The following is a 19837-nucleotide window of genomic DNA, read 5'->3' on the forward strand; positions in this document are numbered from 1 at the left end:
GAACGCCAAATTACACCTAAATACAGTTCACTCGCCAGCCGTTGCTAACTCTCTAAACTAAAACTCCAAACAACCCCACCATAAGTTCCCCGCTGCAAAAAACTGTACAGCAACACAATCAACAACAGCACAATAAAAAACAGCAACAACCAAAAAGTTGCCAAAAACAAAAGAAACGCCAAACTCTTAAGCTTACGCGACTCAATCGTTGACTTAACCATCAAAAATCAACTTCCCTCTCCAATTCCTCTGCGCCCTCTGTGCCTCTGTGGTTCGTATCTCTTCAAGAACAACACTTATGCTTCGCCGCCGAGGGAGGAACATCAATCGCCGGACTTGCATCAAAAAAGCCCACAGGTTTCAACATAAAACCGATATGAGATACAGGCATCACAGGCCAATCCTCAGGACGAGTCACGTGATTATGTCCAAACGTGTACCAAACCACAACATCCGTATTCTCAATTTCCCGATTTGCCTTTGTCCACGCTGGAAGTCCCGCATCCCCAGGATGCTGATTAGGATAATCACCCGCCGCATAAAGTTCATCAGGATCGTATGGAGTCACCCATAAATGCTTTGTCATAAATCCCGCACGCTTAATCACGCTTGATTCAGGATGCGCAAACGGTAAAATATTTTCACCAGGCATGAGTTTGTAACTCACAGGTTGACCAAGGCTATTGCGTACCGCAGGATTAACAATCTTCCAATAACGTCCTGTAAAAGGATCAATGATGCGTTGCGCTTCTGACTCGGTTGCTAAAAGCGTAGACTCTGCATAGAAAGCATTACCATAAGGATTATCAGGTCCCATTGGTTCAGCTTGAGTATTCACTTCATAAACCGAGTTATTTTCCCCATCAACGCACATATCTAAACGCACATTAAAGAAGTGTTGATGAATCGGGGCGTTTAACTGTGGTGCGATCAGAGTACCGTACTTTGGTACTTCATCAGGCATTGCGGCAGCGGTGTTAACGATACCAGTTAGTTTGACTTCGTACTGAATCGTACCATCTTGGTAAAAATACCAGAAAAACCCGTATTCATAGTTACCAACGGTTGCGATAAACGATACGACTAAACGACGCGATCGCCGCACTTCAGTATGATCTGTTCTCCAATCAACGTGCTTCCAGAGAATGCCATAATCTTCCTCGTGCATACAGATTGCATTCTCAATCTTCACGACTTGCCCGCGACTATTCGTCATGTACGCATCAAAGTAGCGAATTTCACCCAAGCAATCGCAACCTAATGTCAAAGAATTCGCCAAAGTTCCGACGCCATATTCCCCAACATCAAACGCATTTTTACGATAATGTTGCGGTCGCGGATCGCCATACGGCACAACCATATCTGACAACGATGCGCGATATATTATGGGACGCACGCGCCCTTGGTCTTCGTAACCTACGGTGTATAAAACTAAACCTTCTCGTGGAGTAAACCCGATGCGAAACTGCCACTTTTGCCACTTGATAAAGTGACCTTGTACTTCAAAACTTGTCCCTTCCGGTTGCACAATTTCTAAAGGTTTAATATCACTCCGTAAATCTTTGACAAACTCTGTTGAATAATTTCCTGGATTCGGCGGTAAAGGAACAACCCCGTAATCTTCCACCCGAATTACTTCCATTTTATTCAAATCAACAACCGGAATCACGCCTTCAATCGGACGCGCATACCCGTTATCCGTCGGACTCGAACGCACCCAACACAACGCCCGTGACAGTCGCAATCCCTTCTCGTCTTCGATGGCATAATAACCCGCCGACCACGGGTCAACCATCACTAAACTTGGATCGGTAATTCCCCGTTTTTTAATTGCTTCCTGAAATTCAGGACTCGCTTTTACCGCCGCTTCGCACTCAATAAATTCATCCAGCATAATCGACGGCTGGACATCAGCAATCTGCTTCCACGACTTGACAGTTTTCGTATTGAGCGAAACAACCGCCTCATACGTCAACCCATCTTCATTATTCAGGATACCAACAAAAGCCTCACGCTCAATATCGTCACCCTCTTGAAAGTTAAGAACAACACTCTTAGGCGGTTCCTTCAGAACAACCGTGGGAAACCTGACTTTTTTCCCCAAGTTGTACTCTGCTTTAACCGTAGCGACAGCAGTTGTAATTTCCTCAGGCGTGAGTGGATCGAGTGGATGCTGAACTGTGGTTGGTGTTGTCGAGGTATTTGGTAGATGTGCAGTAGTCATAGTGGCTGTTTTATTACTATGTCTTGATTGCAAAGAGAAAAAATGCTTTTTAAATGAAGCGATCGCACTTTGACCTACACTACGTCGCTTGTCATAACAGGTTTGTAGCCAAAGTTACCAACCTCCCTTCACAAATCGATTTCTCCCAATCTCAACCTCTGCGTCCTCTGCGTCTCTGTGGTTCGTTCTTCTATAACCCTCCATCAAAACCCGACTATTTTTATCGGGTATATTTGACGCGAAAAAAAGCACCATGCTACTATCAGGCGACAGTTGACGGAAAATGAAGTAGAGAGCGATCCATGACCCAGGCAAAAACCCTCAACCCAACAGCGGCAACCTTCAAAGCCCTCAAGTGTAAAGAATGTGGTGCTGAGTACGAACTTGCAGCAAGCCATGTTTGTGAAGCTTGCTTTGGTCCATTGGAAGTCACCTACGATTACAACACCCTCCGCCGTACCGTAACGCGCGAAAGTATTCAATCAGGTCCCAACTCAATTTGGCGCTATCGTTCTTTCTTACCCGTCGCAACTGAAAACGTCATTGATGTCGGTACAGGGATGACTCCCCTCGTACAAGCAAATCGCTTAGCTCGTCGCCTGGGATTGAAAAAGCTCTACATCAAAAATGATGCCGTTAATATGCCCACCCTCAGTTTCAAAGATCGGGTGGTATCTGTCGCCTTATCCCGCGCCCGCGAACTTGGTTTTTCAACCGTATCGTGTGCGAGTACCGGAAATTTAGCAAATTCAACCGCAGCGATCGCCGCCCATGCTGGATTAGATTGTTGCGTCTTCATTCCCGCTGATCTCGAAGCCGGTAAAGTTTTAGGTACATTAATCTACAGCCCTACCGTAATGGCAGTGCAAGGTAACTACGACCAAGTAAACCGCTTGTGTTGTGAAGTTGCTAATACATATGGTTGGGGATTTGTCAATATCAATTTACGTCCGTATTACTCCGAAGGTTCCAAAACGCTGGGTTACGAAGTTGCGGAACAACTCGGCTGGCAATTACCCGATCACATCGTTGCGCCTTTAGCATCGGGTTCTTTATTCACCAAGATTTACAAAGGATTTCAAGAGTTTATTCAAGTTGGCTTAGTCGAAGATAAAAGCGTACGGTTCAGCGGTGCGCAAGCTGAAGGTTGTTCCCCCATAGCGCAAGCCTACAAAGAAGGACGCGATTTTGTTAAACCTGTTAAACCAAATACAATTGCCAAATCAATTGCGATCGGAAATCCTGCTGATGGTATCTATGCACTAGAAATTGCCCGCAAAACCAACGGTAATATTGCATCCGTCACCGATCCTGAGATTATTGAAGGCATCAAGCTCCTCGCCGAAACCGAAGGCATCTTCACCGAAACCGCAGGTGGAACAACGATCGCAGTTCTTAAAAAATTAGTCGAAGCGGGTAAGATCGATCCTGACGAAACCACAGTCGCCTACATTACTGGAAACGGACTCAAAACCCAAGAAGCCGTACAAGGCTACATCGGCGAACCGTTGACGATTGAAGCGAAGCTTGATAGTTTTGAACGAGCATTAGAGCGATCGCGCACTTTAGAGCGTCTCGACTGGCAACAAGTTTTGGTATAAGTATTACTCGCGTCAACTATAGCTTTCGATCAAGGCGCTGTGATCATGCGCCTTCACTAACTCTCAACTTGCAAATCAACCATGGCTGTTAAAGTATTAATTCCCACACCATTACAGAAATTCACAAACAATCAGGCTACGCTCGAATGCGACGGTAGCAACATCGCCGAATTAATCGAATCATTAGAACAAAGCTGTCCTGGTATCAAATCACGGCTTTGTGACGAACAAGGACAACCACGGCGCTTTTTAAATTTGTACGTTAACAGCGAAGATATCCGCTTTTTAGATGGAACCGAGACACCACTCAAAGAAGGCGATGAAGTGAGTATTGTTCCAGCCGTTGCGGGTGGCTAAATCAGTAAGTAATCAAGAATAAACCTTTGTTATAGAGCCGCGCCATCTGTAGTGGCTCTTTTTTGCTGTTAAATTACTTAGTAGATGAACGCAACTGAGTTTTCGCTACGGTTTAATAATGCGATCGCCTGCACTAATTGCACCAATGAACTTGATTGCGGCGATTCTGTGGCAATATTTAAAGTAGTAAATCAAGCGTGCGTGAAGCGAAGCGATCGCGCTTAAAGCTAGACAAAGGATAAACCTGAGCAATGGCAGATGAACAAACTCCAGCGACGAATGGAGAAGAAAAACCTAACGTTGCTGAAGCCCCTGAAGGAAAAACGGCGGGAAAGGAAGCTCCCCCTAGTACCGTAGAAGAACAAGCGCCTAGCGTCGTTTCAGAGCATCTTCACAGCACGGATGAACCTGAAACAACAGACATCCCTTCTGCAAATGCTCCTGATCCGCAAGCAGCAAATCCTGAAGTCAATCCAAATGCTGCTAAAGCGAAATCAGCAGACAAGGCATCAGAAGAATCTCCCGAAGCTGAGCCAGCTGCAAAAAAAGCTCCCGCCGCTGCTAAAGCTGCTGGCGATAAACCCGCTGCTAAAGCAAAAAAAGAGAAAGCCCCCGCTGTAGAAGACAAACCTTTTACCGAATTCATGCAGCAAGATTACCTTCCAGCCTTGCAAAAAGCACTTGCAAAAGAAGGCGTTCAAGACTTAGATCTTAAGTTTGCTAAAGAGAAGATCAACGTTGCAGGGATAACCGACGAATGCTGGCAAGTGAAAGGTTCTTGGCTAGACGGACGACGACAGTTTAATATCTATTTTCCCGAAGAAAGTATCCAAGGACAACGCGCGTTTTCTTGCTACGAAGGTTCTAAGCCCAGCGCAATTGAGCCTTTCTTGATTGATGAGCGCCGAATAACGCTTGATTTAATGGTATTTGGTGTGATGCAGCGCTTAAATGGTCAAAAGTGGTTATCACGAAATTAATAAAACAGTTAGCTAATTATAGGATTGCAAGTGCAATATGCCCTTAGCTTAAATTATGAAGTCTGGCTAAAAGCTAACTGCTAACAGCTAATTGCTGTTATAACTACATTTCTAAAAACGTGTAAACAATGACACCAGTGTCGGGGTCGTTATCGATTCCGACATAACCTGTTTTTAGCATTTCTTTAAGCGTTGATTCTACTTCGATAAAGCTAGCCCCAGTATCCATTACGCCCTGCGTTACCGATATCTTACCACCTCGTTTTGCCGCTGCACGCACGAGTCGCACCATCAACTGCTCGCGGGATGGTTTAATCACATTTGTCACAAATGCAGGTTGAGCTAACGGCACACCATACGGAGATAAACCCATTTTTGCTCTGAGCTTTATATTGTAGTCATCAACCATGCGGGGAATCAAAAATAAGTCAATGACTTGCCCGACACCAAATAAACCAAAAGTACCTAGCCAGATTAATCCTGTGACGATTTTGCCGTTATAAATGCGGTGCAGTCCATTTAGCTGTAGCAGACAGCCGAGCCACAGTAGATAAGCACTACTCACTTTATTTGGGGGCTTTGCTGGTAGTTGGGAATCTCCAGTTTTCATAGGTGGAAAGAATATTAGGTTGAGACAAAAAGTTGCGTGAGTTAAATAAGTTGCATACTCTCTTTTTATTACCTTAGCTTTAACTTTTAACTTCTGGTATGGCTTGCGTGTTGCGAATAGCACTACAGTAAGCGATCGCAAATTTGTTAAAAAAATTGACAGCGTGTTGCAACTCTTAACTAAATAAGTGTTTTTCCTACCCCTAAGCCTTGGTAGACTAAGCTTTATCAATTGTTATTCAGTCATTAACTCAACTGCCCCAGGCACAAAACCACAGCAGAATAGGGCAAATAAAAATTATGGTTGATTCGCTTAAAAAACCAGCAGAATTTGAAGAAATGCGCCCAGGGGTGAAAATACCCGCAAAGGAAACCCTGCTGACGCCGCGATTTTATACAACAGATTTCGATGAGATGGCGCGGATGGATCTCTCGGTGAACGAAGAGGAACTCCAAGCGCTTTTAGAAGAGTTTCGTACCGACTACAATCGCCATCACTTCGTCCGAGACGCGGAGTTTGAGCAATCTTGGGAGCATATCGACGGTGAAACTCGTCGCTTATTTGTCGAATTTTTGGAGCGTTCTTGCACCGCAGAGTTTTCCGGCTTTCTGTTGTACAAAGAACTCAGCCGTCGTCTCAAAGACAAAAACCCTCTCCTTGCTGAGTCATTTGCCTTGATGTCGCGCGATGAAGCACGTCATGCAGGTTTCTTAAATAAAGCGCTATCAGACTTTAATTTGTCGCTCGATTTGGGCTTTTTAACGAAGAGTCGTAAGTATACGTTCTTCAAGCCGAAGTTTATCTTCTACGCGACGTATTTATCCGAAAAAATTGGTTACTGGCGCTACATCACAATCTATCGCCATCTAGCTGCACATCCAGAAAACCGCATCTATCCAATCTTCCGCTTCTTTGAAAACTGGTGTCAAGACGAAAACCGTCATGGCGATTTCTTTGATGCACTGATGCGATCGCAACCGCAGATTTTGAATGATTGGAAAGCACGGTTATGGTGTCGCTTCTTCTTGCTGTCGGTGTTTGCGACGATGTATCTCAACGACATCCAACGTGCAGGATTTTATCAATCGATCGGTTTAAACGCGCGAGATTACGATATCTACGTCATTGAGAAAACCAACGAAACCGCAGGGCGCGTCTTCCCAATTACTTTAAACGTCGCACATCCAGATTTTTATCGCCGACTTGATACTTGTATCAAGAATAATGAGAAGCTAAGTGCGATCGTCAATTCCAACACGCCCAAATTCTTACAATTTTTCCAAAAGCTACCGCTATACGTTGCAAATGGTTGGCAATTCTTATGTTTATATCTGATTAAGCCAATTGATGCAGCGACACAACACGGCGCGGTGCGTTAAGATTTCTAAGTTTTGCTCCGCTGCGGTGGTTCTGCAAAGCGCAGAGCCACTTTTTTTTATGAACAGTTACAGACGCCAAGAAATGCGCGATCGCTTATTCATAATCTTTAGCTTTCTTTTCTACCTGCAAATATTTTCGACTCCCGCCCACAGTCAACCACAAGTTTCTCCCTCTCCGCGTGTATCCGATTTAGATTTGAGTTCAGACATTGAAGATAGCCCAGTTTTACAACGCTGGCGCGAGCAAGTACCAAACATTTTAGAAGAAATTACGCGCGACCCTAGTTTTCGCACGCGTCTACGCTTAGGTTATGCTTTGTTTCCATCGCCACAAGCCACAGGAATTACGCTCGGAGTTGAAGACGTTTTTATTGGTAACACTCGTTTCACAGTAAGTGGTGAATATCACACGGCTTTTAATCGCGATCGCACAACCTATGGAGCAGATTTGCGCTATTACATGCGTCCTTTGGGTAGCTACATCAATGTTGCACCAGTTTTAGGCTATCGTCATTTAGAAATCGACGCTTACTCACTTGATGGAGTTAATCTCGGTGCGCGACTTCTTTTAGTTTTTTCGCGCAATGGTGCAGCAGATATTTCGCTTACTCAAAGTTGGGTAGCTCCAGGTACAGATACAGAAGTCGGATTAACAACGTTATCCATAAGTTACGCTATCACAAAAAGCTTACGTGTTTCTACTGATATCCAAAAACAAAATTCCCGCCAAAGCAAAGATAGCCGCGTCGGAATTATTTTAGAATGGATGCCGTAATTGGAGGAGTCAGGGATCAGAAGTCGGGGATCAGGGTTCTACCTCTCACTTCTTTCGACCATAATGTGCTTTTACCATAGCTGCTAACACTGCGGGGTCGAGTAGCGGATCTGCGGTTTGCTGACGCCAGTTGAGAAGTTCATTTCGTAAAAGTTTTTGTATGTTTTGATACCCTACTTTGCCAGCTAGGTTGTTAAACTCGTATGGATCGTTTTGCAGATCGTATAGCTCCTCAGCAGGTGGTCTAAAGCAAGTGTCCATAGCGCGTCGGGCTGAGTTGCTTAGCAGGAGTTGCCGCGATTCAACAAAAGCAGAATCATCATCAACGTTGATGTAAGGATTTTGACGCTCTGGTAAGAGATTAAGAATCAATTTATAGCGCTTACCGCGAATACTCCGCCGTGGATAAAAGTCTTTTCTAGTGTGGCTGGTATATTCTGCAAAGATAAAATGACGCCACCCGACTAAATTTTGCTGAAACAAAGGAAACAGCGATCGCCCTGAAACTTTCGGTGTTTTTAAACCAGCAGCTTGTAGTATGGTTGGGAAAATATCAATATTAGATACAAATGCCTGTTCGGCTTGATTCGGCAAAATTCTACCAAACCAGCGCATAATTAGCGGAATTCTCAAACCAGCTTCATAACAGCTACCTTTCGCACGGAAAAAACCTGGACCGTGATCGCCAAGAAAGATGACTAAAGTATTCTGATCTAGTCCTTGTTGCGCTAGCTGATCGAGGAGTAGCCCAATTCCTGCATCTAAACGCGCTACACCATTGTAATATCCTGCTGTTCGCTCGCGCATCGCTGGAGTATCAACACCTTGCCAAGCAAATGGCGGAACTTCTGTAGATTTATAAGGTTGCTGAGGATAGTTATTAAATTGAGCCTCAAAAGGCGTATGAGGATCGTTATAGCTAATCATCAAAAAAAATGGCTGTTCGTGTTGTTGCGCGAAAAACTCGCTTGCGTGTTGTGCTACTAATTGAACATCACGCGTATTAAGTGCTTTTGGTAATACGTTGACATCAAAAGGAAATGAAGTTTCTGGGTAGACGTGTAGCTTGCCAATAATTCCTGTACGATACCCTTGGGCTTTGAGCAGTTGTGGAAGAGTCACTACGCTGGTAGCCATAGAGTAGCCGCTATTGCTATACGCTAGCCCAATTTGCCCAACTGGTTCATTTGATGTACCACCTGTTTGATGCGGATAAAGCCCTGTAAACAAGCTACTACGTGAGGGACTACACGAAGCTTGAGTAACATAACTATTCAGAAACAGAATACCTTCACTAGCAAGACGATCGATATGAGGTGTTCGTGCTACTTTGTCACCATAACAACTCAACGTTTGTCCAAGATCGTCAGCTGTAATTAATAGAATATTCGGTCGAGAACTTGAATGTCCTACTTGTAAAAAAGTCAATTCACCCAAAGTAGTCGCTAAAGCAGTTGCTACAGAATAATTTAGAAAGCTGCGGCGGGAGATTTTAGTGAGGATTTTGGCTTGCTGCATAAACTAAGTTCGTTCTTTAACGAAGATCTATCCTGACTTGTCTGTTTATTGAGCAACTTACGGATTTCATTAACAGGATATGCCACTGCCTAACCTAACTTTCACTGTAGTCAATACGACTTTAACCGAGTTCAGTATATCAATAGAAAAGAATTGATTCGTACTCAGAAGTTCGGGAAACCGTACCTCCGATTTTGTTGCGATCGCACCCACTGTTCGCTAAATTAGCACTCAGGAGTTGAGAGTGCTAAAAGCGGAAAATTTTGTATGGCAGCAGTATCTCTAAGTGTTTCTACAGTTAAGCCTTTAGCTGACCGCGTGTTTGTTAAAGTCAGCGCATCTGAAGAAAAGACAGCAGGCGGATTATATTTACCCGACACCGCCAAAGAAAAGCCTCAAGTTGGTGAAGTTGTCGCGATTGGTCCTGGTAGACGCAGCGACGATGGTTCGCGCCAGGAGATGGAAATCAAAGTCGGCGACAAAGTACTTTACTCAAAGTACGCAGGTACAGATATCAAACTTGGTACTGAAGAATATGTGCTGTTGTCTGAAAAAGACATTCTTGCAGTAGTTAGCTAATACCAATTACCACTGACCAATTACCAATTACCAAAATAGATAACTATGGCAAAGCGCATTATCTACAACGAAAACGCTCGTCGTGCCCTGGAAAAGGGTATGGATATTTTAGCTGAATCTGTCGCTGTTACCCTAGGTCCCAAAGGACGCAACGTGGTGCTAGAGAAGAAGTTTGGCGCACCACAAATTGTCAACGACGGCGTAACAATTGCTAAAGAAATTGAATTAGAAGACCACGTTGAAAATACTGGTGTTTCGCTAATTCGCCAAGCCGCTTCTAAAACCAACGATGCTGCTGGTGACGGTACAACAACTGCTACCGTTTTAGCTCATGCAATGGTGAAAGAAGGCTTACGCAACGTTGCAGCAGGTGCGAATGCGATCTCTCTGAAGCGCGGTATCGATAAAGCCACCAACTTTTTAGTAGACAAAATTGCTGAACACGCACGTCCAGTAGAAGACTCGAAAGCGATCGCGCAAGTAGGTTCAATCAGCGCTGGTAACGACGAAGAAGTCGGTCAGATGATCGCCGACGCAATGGACAAAGTCGGTAAAGAAGGCGTAATTTCCCTCGAAGAAGGAAAGTCAATGACGACTGAACTCGAAATTACCGAAGGGATGCGCTTTGACAAAGGCTATATCTCGCCTTACTTCGCTACCGATCCTGAGCGGATGGAAGCAATCTTTGATGAGCCTTTCCTACTGCTTACCGATAAAAAGATCACATTGGTACAAGATTTAGTACCTGTGCTAGAGCAAGTTGCCCGTTCCGGTCGTCCGCTGATCATTATTGCAGAGGACATCGAAAAAGAAGCGCTAGCAACTCTCGTCGTTAACCGCTTGCGTGGTGTATTAAATGTAGCTGCGGTAAAAGCTCCTGGTTTTGGCGATCGCCGTAAGTCAATGCTTGAAGATATTGCCGTTCTCACAGGCGGTCAAGTGATTACCGAAGACGCTGGTTTGAAGCTAGAAAATACCAAGCTCGATATGCTCGGTAAAGCTCGCCGTGTCACAATTACTAAAGACAACACCACAATCGTTGCGGAAGGTAACGAGCAAGCTGTCAAAACTCGTTGCGACCAAATCCGCCGTCAAATGGAAGAAACCGAGTCTTCTTACGACAAAGAGAAACTACAAGAGCGTTTAGCTAAACTTGCTGGTGGGGTTGCTGTTGTTAAAGTTGGTGCGGCTACCGAAACCGAAATGAAAGATCGCAAGCTACGCCTCGAAGACGCCATCAACGCGACAAAAGCGGCTGTGGAAGAAGGTATTGTTCCTGGTGGTGGTACAACTCTAGCGCACTTGTCTCCCGATCTAGAATCTTGGGCTACTGGTAGCCTCAAGGATGAAGAGTTGATTGGTGCGATGATTGTTTCTCGCGCTTTGGCTGCGCCACTCAAGCGGATTGCAGAAAATGCTGGTCAAAATGGTGCTGTGATTGCTGAGCGCGTTAAGGAAAAAGATTTCAATGTTGGCTTCAACGCTGCAACCAATGAGTTTGTTGATATGTTTGAAGCTGGTATTGTTGACCCTGCTAAAGTCACTCGTTCGGCATTACAAAACGCTGCATCGATCGCTGGTATGGTGTTGACTACTGAGTGTATCGTAGTTGATAAGCCAGAACCAAAGGATAATGCTGCGGCTGGCGCTGGCGCTGGTATGGGCGGCGGAGACTTCGATTACTAATTATTAGATTGCGGGCAGGTATTCTGCCCTTTTTATAGCAGCTGCTTCCTAGTGGAGGTGGCTGTTTTTTTTACGAACCACAGAGGCGCAGAGAACGCAGAGGAAAAATGAGGAGGGCGATCGCTTATCAACAATTTAATACACTATTGACACTAATTCTCAGAAAAACTATAGTAACTAAAGCATATTACTGACATCGTGGTTGAAAAAGATGGCGATCGCACTCTCAGAAGCAAGTTGGGATGAACTATGGGAAGAGAGTTGGGAGCGTGCTTATTGTGCTGATTCAATGGATGAGTGCGATCAGATTATTGAGTATCCGCAGCAACTTGGGCAAGGCTATAAACGTAATATTGAGTTGCGTAATGGTATTATTCTAACGCTGCACAATTATCGATTTCATGATGATTTGACAGTTATTAGCACCCAATCTGAAGCGACAGGTGAGCCTTATCGAGAATTGGAGTTTGTTTTTAATCTTTCCTCAACCAGCAGATATTGGCAAGGTGATTATGTTACTAGCGGACAACATTATCTAGTTGCACATGGTTGCGTGGGAGGTTTTTACTGTCAGGAATTGGCGAAACAACCTAAACTGGCGGTTGATATTCATCTTGAATCTGCGGTGTTTGAGTCTATCTTGGGTAATTCCTTAGATATTTTGCCGCTTGACTTGCGACAGATGGTAGAAAGCAGCGATCGCTCGCTTATGTCTGCATTTGACACAATTACACCTGCTATGCAACTTGCTTTAGAGCAAATTCTCCATTGTCCTTACCAGGGAGTGCTGAAACAGATGTATCTCGAAAGCAAGTCTGTTGAACTCCTGGTGCTATATATTAACCAAGTACAAAGTAATTCTAGAATTACATCAAAAATCCGATTGCAATCAGATGATGTTGACCGCATTCACGAAGCAAAGAAAATTTTGATTCAACAAATCGATAATCCACCGACATTACTAAATTTAGCACGTCAAGTCGGGTTGAACGACCGCAAACTCAAACAGGGATTTCGTCAAGTTTTCAATACAACAGTTTTTGGTTACTTACATCATTACCGGATGGAAAAGGCACGGCAACTGTTACTTGAACAACGATCTATTAGTGCGATCGCTGCTGCGGTAGGTTACGCAAGTCCCACAGCTTTTAATGCTGCATTTCGCCGTAAATTTGGTACAAGTCCGAAAGCTTATCAGTTAGCAAGTCGTATTTAATCATTATTGGTAACTGGTAATGGGTAATTGGTAATTGTGTTGTCGAACCACTAATTACTCACGCCTCAAAAAAGTCCGCCGTGAAGAGAAAAAAGTCCGTTTTGAAGAGAAAACAACTGCCCAAACCGCGTATTCTCTAAATCATCTTTCTGAGAAGTCTTAGCAATTGTTGATTCTTGGCAAGCACTTGCAGCTAAGCCGAGGTTTGATGTGGGGATATGATACGACAACAGCAGTTGATTTTAGCAACAGTAGTCACCGCATTTGTAACACAACCTGGATGGGCGGAAGAATCGCCGATTTTGCGGCGCAGTGAAATAGCGCAAAGCGCGGCTACACTAGAGGAATGGCAAAAGGCGATTGCACAAGCTGTAGTCCAAATTACTGGAGTGCAACTCAATCCTACAGATGCAGGATTTGAAGTTATTTTAGAAACCAACAATCAACTTACAGCACCTGTAACGCGCGTTGTTGACAATGCATTTATTGCAGATATTCCAAATGCGGTATTGACACTGCCAAACGGAGAGTTTCAATCGATAGATCCTACTGAAGGAATTGCATCGGTTAGCGTCACTAACTTACCTGGTGAAAATGTGCGAGTCACCATTACTGGAGTTGATGCACCGCCAACCGCACAGGTGAACGCCGTAGCCCAAGGACTATTATTAAGTATTGCACCGCAAGCGGCTTCTGAAGATGAGACGATTGAAATTGTCGTTACAGGAGAACAAGACGGGTATCTTATACCAGAGACAGCAACCGGAACACGAACCAATACCCTAACTCGTGATATTCCCTTTTCAATTCAAATTGTTCCACAGCAAGTTTTGCGCGAGCAACAGGTACAGCGACTCAACGATGCATTAAGAAACGTAGCGGGCGTGCAAGCGGAACAATCTCCTCGATCTGTATTTGAAGTTCCCCGAATTCGAGGTTTTGGCGGCTTTGATAGCTTCAATATTGTTACAAATGGTCTACAAGACGGCAATGCAGGTGCGCAAGTTGGAGTAGGAAACATTGAGCGTGTGGAAGTCCTTAAAGGACCTGCTGCGGTTTTATTTAGTCAAGGTGGACCTGGTGGAACGGTTAATATCGTTACTAAGCAACCCTTAAGTACGCCTTTTTATAACGTCGAAGCCAGCGTAGGCAGTTTTGATACGTACAGTGGTTTAATTGACTTATCAGGTCCATTAGATGCAGCAAATAACGTTCTCTATCGTTTCAACACTTACGGATATCGAACTGATACATTCGTTGATTTCTTTGAGATCGAACGCTACGGATTTGCACCAACAATTTCGCTACGCCTCGACGATAATACTGATTTGACTTTAGAAGCTGAGTATAACTATTTCGAGCAACCGAACGATCGCGGCTTACCAGCAAGGGGAACTGTTTTACCTAACCCCAATGGCGAACTTCCAATTAGCCGCTTTCTGGGAGAACCATCAATTGATTATGTCAGTCCTCGTACCACACGATTAGGATACAGTTTAGAGCATCGCTTAAATGAAAATTGGCAAATTCGTAATAATTTTCGCGTTTCATTGTTGAGACAGCCACAAAATTCAGTTAACCCCAGTTTTCTGCAAGAAGACGATCGCACCTTAGAGCGTAGTTTAATCATTGCCGATCAACAAGATGTAAACACTTATGTCCTAAACGCCGATATGACTGGTAATTTCAATACCGGAAGCATCGACCATCAGCTGTTAATTGGCTTTGATTTGTACACATCAAATACTACAAGTCGTTTTATAGAACGCAGCCTCAGCCCCATTGACATTTTTAACCCTGTCTACAGCCCTAGCAATGTGGGAGAAGTTATTGCTGAGTACCCACTTTCAGGATTAAACACCGATCAATACGGCATTTACGTTCAAGATCAAATCACATTGTTTGATAATTTGAAATTGCTATTAGGTGGACGTTTTGATTGGGTTGAGCAAAGAACAAAAGAAGAAGGCGAACTTACTGGTTCGCAAAGCGACGATGCTTTTAGCCCCCGCGTCGGTATCGTCTATCAACCAATTCAACCGATTTCACTTTATGCCAGTTACAGCCGCTCATTCAAGCAAGTTACGGGTTCAGGGTTAGATAATAGGCTGTTTGAACCGGAACGCGGAACTCAATATGAAGTTGGAACAAAAGTAGAGTTGAGCGATCGCATTGCGGCAACACTAGCATATTTCAACATTACTCGTGCTAATATTCTGACCGCAGATCCAGTTGATCCAGATTTCTCTATCCAAGTAGGCGAACAGCAAAGCCAAGGAATCGAGTTTGACATCACTGGCGAAATCGTACCAGGATGGAATATCATTGCAGGTTATGCCTACACCAACGCAGAAATTACTGAAGATAACACCTATGAAGTTGGTAATCAAATTAATAATGTACCGAATCACGCTTTTAATATTTGGACAACTTATGAAATTCAGCAAGGTTCACTACAAGGATTAGGCTTTGGTTTAGGATTATTTTACGTTAGCGAACGTGAAGGAGACTTAGACAACTCATTTAGTTTACCGAGTTATTTTCGTACCGATGCAGCGCTATTCTATAACCGAGGACAATTCCGCGTCGCGCTCAATGTCAGAAATTTGTTTGATATTCGCTATTTTGAGACAGCTGAAGGCGATTTGCGTGTCTTCCCTGGAGAACCATTAACTTTACTGGGTTCAGTTTCTTGGCAATTTTAATAATGTTGAATATGTTGCTAAGACCTCATAAAAAGTAGTTAATAATTAATAAAATTCTCTATTCTAAATCTTGAATAGCTTGATTAACTTCTTCAATCAGTTTGGGTAGTTCTTCTTTAACTACCTGTCAAATAATACTCATGTCAACGTCAAAATAAGCATGAATAACTCGATTTCTCATATCAATAATCTCGCGCCAAGGAATTTGATAATACGTGTTTTGACGAGGAAGAGACTTTATTGGCAGCTTCTCCTATAATTTCGATCAATCGCACTAGTGCTAAAGACAAAATTTGGTTACTATCTAAATCTTCGCGATCGCGATCTTTAACAAAATTAATTGCTGTAACTGCTGCATCTCGAATATGTTTAAGACGAGTTAGATCGTCAATCCTGCTCATAAACGATCATTGCCTCTTGTAAAACGCGATCGCGAAAATAACAACTTAAATCTGCTGGTGTTCTTAAATCTACCACTCGCCCTAACAAATGACTTAACTCATCTTCCATCCTCACAATTGCTAACCCAGGTATTTTTCCTACTTCAAACTCTACTAACACATCTATGTCACTATCTTTAGTAAAATCATCACACAGAACCGAACCAAATAAAGCTAGTTTACGAATACAGTGCTGCTGACACAACTGATATATTTCAGCCTTTGGTAGATCAATTGGTAATGTTTTCATAATTCCGACCTCTTAGCTTTTTTTCGTTTTTTTCTATTAACGCAATGTCACTCCTACACTAATATAGACTTTTTAATATTAATAATAACCGTTTCGTCTAGTTATTAATCACTATTTTAGTCTCTATGTTTTTATAATTTACATCAATTTTATAAACTTCAATAAATAAATATTAGCAAAGCTACATGAATAAGTATTTATTAGTTTAAAAAGCTATTACGTCTTCTCAAAAACTAGTTAACCATATTAGAGCTATCAGGTATTTCATTGATCATTACAATAAATTGCTATGGCATTAAAACTATCCTTATTTGTTCAGAGCTATCAACGCTTTTTGTTCATTCTCTTTTTTATTTTAATCGCTGCGTGTTTCCCTCAGAATCACACTGATACTCCCAATTTACACTCGGCAACTTCAGAATGTCGAGTGATTAAACATTGGATGGGCGAAGCTTGTGTTCCTGCTAATCCACAAAGAATTATTGTACTTGATACCAATCCCCTAGATGCTGTTTTAGCACTCGGAGTTAAACCTATCGGTTCTCCAGGATTTGAGTACCTTTCACTTCCAGAATCACAAATAAAGGGAATTGAAAACATCGGTGGCGATTTGCACCCTAATCTTGAAAAAATTGCCCTTTTAAAACCTGATTTGATTCTGGGCAATCGATGGGACGAAAAAATTTATGACAAGCTTTCGCAAATTGCACCAACTGTGATTGCTCCATCTGAAGATCCAGCATGGAAAGAAGATTTGAGACTCTATGCTCAAGCTTTGAATAAAACTCAACAAGCTGAGCAACTTATCAAAGCTTATCAACAGCGCGTACAAGAGTTTCAACGTCGTATGGGAAATCGCCTCACACAAACTGAAGTATCAATTACCACATCTTATAACTACAACGCAGGTCAGCCAGCAGCTATCTATCTCAAAAATTCTTTTATGGGTGCAGTGATTGCCGAAACAGGCTTACAACGACCGGCTGCACAACGCCACAATGGTTTTTCACAGATGATTTCGCTGGAAATGCTCAACTTACTTGATGCTGATGTGATGTTTGTAGTTAACCCTGATCCTGAATCATCAACTTTGTCACAGTTACAACAGCATCCGTTGTGGTCGAAGCTAGATGTTGTCCAACGCGGCGAAGTCTACATAGTAAGTTATGACATTTGGGTTGCTCAGCGCAACATTGGAGGTGCGAATCGAATTTTGGACGATCTTTTTAAGTATTTAGTTAAGGAAAACATTCAATGACACAGACATTGCAATTTAGCTTACTAGAAAAACGATAGCCTATGCTCAGTATGTATTAGATAGAGTTGGTAGCGATTGTAGTTGACAGCTAATACACCTCATCATGACTCCCTACGTCAATCAACAGAATTTCTTCTTCCCCTGATTCTGAATTCTCAACAAAATTAAACACAATGCGACAATCGTACTCTACTGAACAAGCCCAAGCTCCAGACAATTTGCCTTTGAGCTTATGAGTCTGCAACAATGGGTCAAATGGATCAGATGCCAAAAGCAGTAGACGCTCTTCGATTCGCGCTTATAATTCTGGTTGTCGTCGTATCAATCGCTTGAATGCCCGCCTAAATGACGACGATAAAACCAGCGTTTTCATTGGCGCAACTCATCCAAAATCTGATCTACAGTTCTACGAAACACATTGCCTGTTCGATATTCTTCTTGAGCTTGAGCAATGTTAGCAGCAATTTCATCTCGCCGTCGCTCTACCAGCCGATGACGAATTATTTCAACGAGTACCTCTTGCTCATCCATTGATAGTAATTCAACACTCTCTAAAACCTGCTTGAACCTGGAAGCTTCTACCATATCTACTTCTTTAGCCTTTTTCTCTAACTTACTGCAATAAATATAACCACTCTTATCTAGTCATCCTAATTTGATCTTAAAAGAGGAAACACAACATTGCGAGGCAAACTATGTTAGAACCTGAGTTTTTGGAACAGTTATTTGCATCTTTTAACCTCGATCCTTACACAGCCCAAACTTTGCGCTTTACGCCACCGGACAATCGCATCAAGGTCATTCTTGCTGCGGAGTATCTGCAAAGCGATCGCTTAATGGCAATAATTGAAACCGCTGCTAGTGAATATCAAGTAGACGATTTGCGTGTAGCCGCCGCTGTTTCAAACAAAATCTATCACTGGGTTATTTTACCTGGAGTCTTAGCTTTGATGACTTTAGCGGGTATTGGATTTGGCAACTGACAAATGAAGCAACCCCCATTTCTTTACTTGCTTTTTTCACCGAAGTTCCAATTTTAGTAGTTTCAATCTTTGCAGGTATCTTAGTTGACCGCTTCAATCGCCAATGGTTAATGATTTTAGGAGATGCGATCGCAGGACTTTCATCAATTGCAATTTTGATTTTATTATTAAGCAATAATCTCGCAATTTGGCATCTTTATCTCATCAGTGCTATTGCCGGACTCTTTGGCTACATTCAGAGGCTTGCTCTTTCTACCTCACAAGCATTGATCGTTCCTCAGCAATATTATGTACGAATTAGGGCGCTGGGTTCAATTCAAGGCTTTGGTTCGGGTGTGTTTGCACCTGCTTTGGCAGGTTTCCTGTATCCGTTTGTCGGGCTTGCTGGGATTTTAATTCTGGATGTCATAACATTCATCATTGCCGTTGCTACACTCATGGTTGTGCATATTCCTCAACCTGCGTATCAAGATGAGATGCAACAAGCGACACAAGTGCGATCGTGGCAACAATTAACGTTTGGGTTTCGATATCTCTTACAACACCCTAGCCTAGCTGTTCTACAATTATTCACACTAAGTTTTATCTTTTTTGATAACGCGACACTACTTGAGCCTGTTGTTTTGGCGCGTACTAATAATAACACCGCGATTTTGGGTAGTGTTTCTTCCGCATTAGGGTTAGGCGGGCTTGTGGGTGCGATTGCATTAGGGATTTGGGGAGGACCCCTGCGGCGAATTCGCGGTGTATTGTGGGGTAGAGGAATTATTTTTAGTTTTGAAATGTTGTTAGGTTTAGCTGCTGCACGACAATTTGGATAACGGCATTTTTCTGTACTGGACTACTTAAACCTACAGCTAATAGTTGTGAAGATGCAATTTGGCTTTCAAAAGTCCCACAAAAAATACAAGGACGAGTGTTTGCTGCAAGTTCATTTTTACTATGAATTGTATCACCACTTGGGCTATTAATTTCAGGTTCACTTGCAGATTATTTATTTGAACCTGCAATGCTTACTGGAGGAACACTCGCACCGTTTTTAGGGAACATATTTGGTACTAAACAAGGTAGTGGTATGGCGCTACAATTCGCGCTTTTCTCGTTCGTTGTGGTGCTAATCTGCATAGCTAGTTATGCAGTTTCAGTATTGAGGAATATAGAAGATATTTTGCCAAATCATGACACGGTGGTTTAATAATATTGATAATGGCTCATAGGTAGTTGTTAATTGGAACCAGCACGATTAAATCCTAAATTATTTATACAAGTTTCTCAC

The 19837-nt window shown here is 42.9% G+C and carries 20 protein-coding genes and 2 pseudogenes; 12 read left to right on the forward strand and 10 right to left on the reverse strand.

Annotated elements, in window-relative coordinates:
- Positions 1-44: 44 nt before the first annotated feature.
- Complete coding sequence (locus GLO7428_RS28215; protein ID WP_196797430.1) at positions 45-221, reverse strand: hypothetical protein; 177 nt, start codon at positions 219-221, stop codon at positions 45-47.
- Positions 222-283: 62 nt separating this feature from the next.
- Positions 284-2224 carry a primary-amine oxidase gene (locus GLO7428_RS00810; RefSeq protein WP_015186652.1) on the reverse strand — a complete coding sequence of 647 codons (1941 nt, stop codon included), beginning with the start codon at positions 2222-2224 and terminating at the stop codon, positions 284-286.
- Between the two features lie 302 nt (positions 2225-2526).
- Between GLO7428_RS00810 and thrC the strand changes: the two genes are divergently transcribed.
- Positions 2527-3825 (forward strand): threonine synthase, encoded by a 1299-nt coding sequence (thrC, locus tag GLO7428_RS00815; RefSeq protein ID WP_015186653.1) that lies wholly within the window; start codon positions 2527-2529, stop codon positions 3823-3825.
- Positions 3826-3906: 81 nt separating this feature from the next.
- On the forward strand, positions 3907-4182 hold the full coding sequence (locus GLO7428_RS00820) for a MoaD/ThiS family protein (protein ID WP_015186654.1): 276 nt from the start codon (positions 3907-3909) through the stop codon (positions 4180-4182).
- A gap of 105 nt (positions 4183-4287) precedes the next feature.
- Here the strand turns inward: GLO7428_RS00820 and GLO7428_RS28220 are convergent, their stop codons facing one another.
- Positions 4288-4434 carry a hypothetical protein gene (locus GLO7428_RS28220; protein ID WP_196797431.1) on the reverse strand — a complete coding sequence of 49 codons (147 nt, stop codon included), beginning with the start codon at positions 4432-4434 and terminating at the stop codon, positions 4288-4290.
- 275 nt (positions 4435-4709) lie between these two features.
- Here GLO7428_RS28220 and GLO7428_RS28740 point away from each other — a divergent pair.
- A pseudogene (locus GLO7428_RS28740) lies at positions 4710-5162 on the forward strand (DUF2996 domain-containing protein); the annotation flags it as partial.
- A gap of 103 nt (positions 5163-5265) precedes the next feature.
- Here GLO7428_RS28740 and GLO7428_RS00830 read toward each other — a convergent pair.
- Positions 5266-5772 carry an NINE protein gene (locus tag GLO7428_RS00830; RefSeq protein WP_015186656.1) on the reverse strand — a complete coding sequence of 169 codons (507 nt, stop codon included), beginning with the start codon at positions 5770-5772 and terminating at the stop codon, positions 5266-5268.
- Positions 5773-6071: 299 nt separating this feature from the next.
- On the opposite strand from GLO7428_RS00830, the gene acsF reads away from it, so the two are divergent.
- Entirely contained in the window at positions 6072-7151 is a 1080-nt protein-coding gene (acsF, locus tag GLO7428_RS00835; RefSeq protein WP_015186657.1) for a magnesium-protoporphyrin IX monomethyl ester (oxidative) cyclase, read from the forward strand.
- A gap of 58 nt (positions 7152-7209) precedes the next feature.
- Positions 7210-7926 carry a hypothetical protein gene (locus GLO7428_RS00840; RefSeq protein WP_196797432.1) on the forward strand — a complete coding sequence of 239 codons (717 nt, stop codon included), beginning with the start codon at positions 7210-7212 and terminating at the stop codon, positions 7924-7926.
- A 45-nt stretch (positions 7927-7971) separates the two neighbouring features.
- Here GLO7428_RS00840 and GLO7428_RS00845 read toward each other — a convergent pair whose 3' ends face one another.
- Positions 7972-9444: a sulfatase gene (locus tag GLO7428_RS00845; RefSeq protein ID WP_015186659.1), complete on the reverse strand. Its 1473-nt coding sequence runs from the start codon at positions 9442-9444 to the stop codon at positions 7972-7974.
- A 267-nt stretch (positions 9445-9711) separates the two neighbouring features.
- Here GLO7428_RS00845 and groES point away from each other — a divergent pair, with 267 nt between their 5' ends.
- The 4 genes from groES to GLO7428_RS00865 all read left to right on the forward strand — a co-directional run bounded on the left by groES (position 9712) and on the right by GLO7428_RS00865 (position 15630).
- Positions 9712-10023 (forward strand): co-chaperone GroES, encoded by a 312-nt coding sequence (groES, locus tag GLO7428_RS00850; protein WP_015186660.1) that lies wholly within the window; start codon positions 9712-9714, stop codon positions 10021-10023.
- A gap of 45 nt (positions 10024-10068) precedes the next feature.
- Entirely contained in the window at positions 10069-11709 is a 1641-nt protein-coding gene (gene groL / locus GLO7428_RS00855; protein ID WP_015186661.1) for a chaperonin GroEL, read from the forward strand.
- A 211-nt stretch (positions 11710-11920) separates the two neighbouring features.
- Positions 11921-12925: a helix-turn-helix transcriptional regulator gene (locus GLO7428_RS00860; RefSeq protein WP_015186662.1), complete on the forward strand. Its 1005-nt coding sequence runs from the start codon at positions 11921-11923 to the stop codon at positions 12923-12925.
- A gap of 218 nt (positions 12926-13143) precedes the next feature.
- Positions 13144-15630, forward strand: a complete 2487-nt coding sequence (locus GLO7428_RS00865; RefSeq protein WP_015186663.1) for a TonB-dependent siderophore receptor — start codon at positions 13144-13146, stop codon at positions 15628-15630.
- 127 nt (positions 15631-15757) lie between these two features.
- Here GLO7428_RS00865 and GLO7428_RS29620 read toward each other — a convergent pair whose 3' ends face one another.
- From GLO7428_RS29620 to GLO7428_RS00875, 3 genes are read right to left on the reverse strand one after another with little or no spacing between them, the layout of a single operon-like run.
- Entirely contained in the window at positions 15758-15811 is a 54-nt protein-coding gene (locus GLO7428_RS29620; RefSeq protein ID WP_339366836.1) for a hypothetical protein, read from the reverse strand.
- Between the two features lies 1 nt (position 15812).
- Positions 15813-16031 (reverse strand): DUF86 domain-containing protein, encoded by a 219-nt coding sequence (locus GLO7428_RS28745; RefSeq protein ID WP_231295530.1) that lies wholly within the window; start codon positions 16029-16031, stop codon positions 15813-15815.
- Positions 16018-16320, reverse strand: coding sequence for a nucleotidyltransferase family protein (locus tag GLO7428_RS00875; protein WP_015186664.1), 303 nt, complete (start codon positions 16318-16320; stop codon positions 16018-16020). The genes GLO7428_RS28745 and GLO7428_RS00875 overlap by 14 nt, the downstream gene beginning before the upstream one ends.
- Positions 16321-16609: 289 nt before the next feature.
- On the opposite strand from GLO7428_RS00875, the gene GLO7428_RS00880 reads away from it, so the two are divergent.
- Positions 16610-17578 carry an ABC transporter substrate-binding protein gene (locus tag GLO7428_RS00880; RefSeq protein ID WP_015186665.1) on the forward strand — a complete coding sequence of 323 codons (969 nt, stop codon included), beginning with the start codon at positions 16610-16612 and terminating at the stop codon, positions 17576-17578.
- Positions 17579-17666: 88 nt separating this feature from the next.
- Here GLO7428_RS00880 and GLO7428_RS28750 read toward each other — a convergent pair.
- Together GLO7428_RS28750 and GLO7428_RS00885 are read right to left on the reverse strand one after the other, a co-directional pair.
- A pseudogene (locus tag GLO7428_RS28750) lies at positions 17667-17951 on the reverse strand (type II toxin-antitoxin system YafQ family toxin).
- The gene (locus GLO7428_RS00885) at positions 17948-18163 is read right to left on the reverse strand and encodes a hypothetical protein (RefSeq protein WP_015186666.1); all 216 of its coding nucleotides are present in this window, start codon (positions 18161-18163) and stop codon (positions 17948-17950) included. Before GLO7428_RS00885 ends, GLO7428_RS28750 begins: the two are co-directional and overlap by 4 nt.
- A 110-nt stretch (positions 18164-18273) precedes the next feature.
- Here GLO7428_RS00885 and GLO7428_RS27580 point away from each other — a divergent pair, with 110 nt between their 5' ends.
- Both GLO7428_RS27580 and GLO7428_RS26395 read left to right on the forward strand, forming a co-directional pair.
- Positions 18274-18561 (forward strand): hypothetical protein, encoded by a 288-nt coding sequence (locus GLO7428_RS27580; RefSeq protein ID WP_015186667.1) that lies wholly within the window; start codon positions 18274-18276, stop codon positions 18559-18561.
- Positions 18562-18578: 17 nt separating this feature from the next.
- The gene (locus tag GLO7428_RS26395; RefSeq protein WP_255348376.1) at positions 18579-19382 is read left to right on the forward strand and encodes an MFS transporter; all 804 of its coding nucleotides are present in this window, start codon (positions 18579-18581) and stop codon (positions 19380-19382) included.
- Positions 19383-19837: the final 455 nt, after the last annotated feature.

It is taken from the genome of Gloeocapsa sp. PCC 7428 (assembly GCF_000317555.1).
Lineage (GTDB): Bacteria > Cyanobacteriota > Cyanobacteriia > Cyanobacteriales > Chroococcidiopsidaceae > Chroogloeocystis.

Bases quoted from the DNA above. Each gene is read 5' to 3' on its own strand.
- GLO7428_RS00840 (WP_196797432.1), top strand. From the start codon at position 7,210: ATGAACAGTTACAGACGCCAAGAAATGCGCGATCGCTTATTCATAATC.
- groL (WP_015186661.1), top strand. From the start codon at position 10,069: ATGGCAAAGCGCATTATCTACAACGAAAACGCTCGTCGTGCCCTGGAA.
- acsF (WP_015186657.1), top strand. From the start codon at position 6,072: ATGGTTGATTCGCTTAAAAAACCAGCAGAATTTGAAGAAATGCGCCCA.
- GLO7428_RS00860 (WP_015186662.1), top strand. From the start codon at position 11,921: ATGGCGATCGCACTCTCAGAAGCAAGTTGGGATGAACTATGGGAAGAG.
- GLO7428_RS00820 (WP_015186654.1), top strand. From the start codon at position 3,907: ATGGCTGTTAAAGTATTAATTCCCACACCATTACAGAAATTCACAAAC.
- GLO7428_RS00810 (WP_015186652.1), bottom strand. From the start codon at position 2,224: ATGACTACTGCACATCTACCAAATACCTCGACAACACCAACCACAGTT.
- GLO7428_RS28215 (WP_196797430.1), bottom strand. From the start codon at position 221: ATGGTTAAGTCAACGATTGAGTCGCGTAAGCTTAAGAGTTTGGCGTTT.
- thrC (WP_015186653.1), top strand. From the start codon at position 2,527: ATGACCCAGGCAAAAACCCTCAACCCAACAGCGGCAACCTTCAAAGCC.
- GLO7428_RS00875 (WP_015186664.1), bottom strand. From the start codon at position 16,320: ATGAAAACATTACCAATTGATCTACCAAAGGCTGAAATATATCAGTTG.
- GLO7428_RS28745 (WP_231295530.1), bottom strand. From the start codon at position 16,031: ATGAGCAGGATTGACGATCTAACTCGTCTTAAACATATTCGAGATGCA.
- GLO7428_RS00830 (WP_015186656.1), bottom strand. From the start codon at position 5,772: ATGAAAACTGGAGATTCCCAACTACCAGCAAAGCCCCCAAATAAAGTG.
- GLO7428_RS27580 (WP_015186667.1), top strand. From the start codon at position 18,274: ATGTTAGAACCTGAGTTTTTGGAACAGTTATTTGCATCTTTTAACCTC.
- GLO7428_RS00880 (WP_015186665.1), top strand. From the start codon at position 16,610: ATGGCATTAAAACTATCCTTATTTGTTCAGAGCTATCAACGCTTTTTG.
- GLO7428_RS00865 (WP_015186663.1), top strand. From the start codon at position 13,144: ATGATACGACAACAGCAGTTGATTTTAGCAACAGTAGTCACCGCATTT.
- GLO7428_RS00885 (WP_015186666.1), bottom strand. From the start codon at position 18,163: ATGGTAGAAGCTTCCAGGTTCAAGCAGGTTTTAGAGAGTGTTGAATTA.
- groES (WP_015186660.1), top strand. From the start codon at position 9,712: ATGGCAGCAGTATCTCTAAGTGTTTCTACAGTTAAGCCTTTAGCTGAC.
- GLO7428_RS00845 (WP_015186659.1), bottom strand. From the start codon at position 9,444: ATGCAGCAAGCCAAAATCCTCACTAAAATCTCCCGCCGCAGCTTTCTA.